This window comes from Mesorhizobium sp. M7D.F.Ca.US.004.03.1.1 (assembly GCF_003998635.1).
Classification (GTDB): domain Bacteria; phylum Pseudomonadota; class Alphaproteobacteria; order Rhizobiales; family Rhizobiaceae; genus Mesorhizobium; species Mesorhizobium loti.
Genome location: NZ_RZQG01001284.1, coordinates 1 through 1,279, shown reverse-complemented (window position 1 = coordinate 1,279; position 1,279 = coordinate 1). Strand labels below are relative to the sequence as shown.

At 61.1% G+C, this 1,279-nt stretch carries 1 protein-coding gene; it reads left to right on the top strand.

Annotated elements, in window-relative coordinates:
- Nucleotides 1-1,279: GNAT family N-acetyltransferase (locus EN935_RS36365; RefSeq protein WP_127374250.1), on the top strand; the 1,279-nt coding region annotated here is incomplete at both ends.

The window sequence follows — 1,279 nt, the reverse complement described above, 5'->3', positions numbered from 1 at the left end:
TTGATGCGCACGCCGTCGAGTCGCAGCGAGGACGCTAAAAGCGGCCGAGAAGCCGTGCTTGCCTTATTCAGGCAGGTCGCAAAAGAAGGCCGGCGAATGCTGACCGAGCCCGAAGCCAAGGCGGCGATTTCCGCCTACGGCATTCCGGTGCCCGAGACGATCGTCGCCAGATCTCCTGTCGAAGTGGAAGCGGCTGCCGGCCGGCTCCTCAAGATATCCGAGCAGGTCGTCGTCAAGCTGTTGTCCAAGGCGATCTCGCACAAGTCGGACATTGGTGGGGTCATGCTCGGCATTGCTACCTCTGCCGCCGCCGGGGAGGCCGCACGCTCAATCGAGGCGCGTGTGCGCAAACACGCGTCGCAGGCCGATATCGAAGGCTATGCTGTTCAGCCCATGGTGGTGCGGAAACAGGCGCAGGAATTGATCCTTGGCGTCAGCTGCGATCCGATTTTCGGCCCGGCCATCCTGTTTGGAGCCGGTGGCGTTGCGGTCGAGGTGATGGACGATACCGCGATCGCATTGCCGCCGCTCGACGACGTTCTTTCCGATGACCTGATCAGGCAAACGCGGATCGGCCGTCTGCTCGCCGGGTTCCGCGATCGCAAGCCGGCGGACAGGCAATCGATCATTGCAGCACTCAACGGCCTGTCGCAGATGATCATCGACTTTCCGTGCCTCGTCTCGTTGGACATCAATCCGCTGCTGGCCGATGCCGAGGGCGTGATTGCGCTTGACGCCCGCATCGAGATCGAGCCGGAACGCGTGGAAGAGGCGGGGCCTAACCCGGCGCTTGCCATCAGGCCTTATCCGTCGGGTTGGGAAAAGACGTTTTCGGCGGGCGACACGGACTATAACATTCGCCCGATCAAGCCGGCCGACATCGCGCTCTATCCCGAATTCCTTGCCAGGATTTCGCCTGACGATTTGCGCCTGCGTTTTCTGTCGCCGCGCAAAAGCTTCTCCGACCAGATGTTGAAGCGGCTCACCCAACTCGACTACGATCGCAACATGGCTTTCGTCGCGCTGGAGACGAGGTCCGGTGCGCTGGGCGGTATCAGCCGCCTGTCCTGCGATCCGGACCACACTGTCGCCGAATACGCCTTGCTGGTGCGGACGGATTTGCAGGGTCATGGTCTGGGCTGGGAATTGCTCAGGCAAATCGTCGATTATGCGAAGGCCGATGGGATTGACCGAATCGAAGGGATAATGCTCAGCGAGAACACCGGGATGCTGGCCATGTGCCGCGAGTTCGGTTTCTCCATAAAGCGTCAGCCAATTG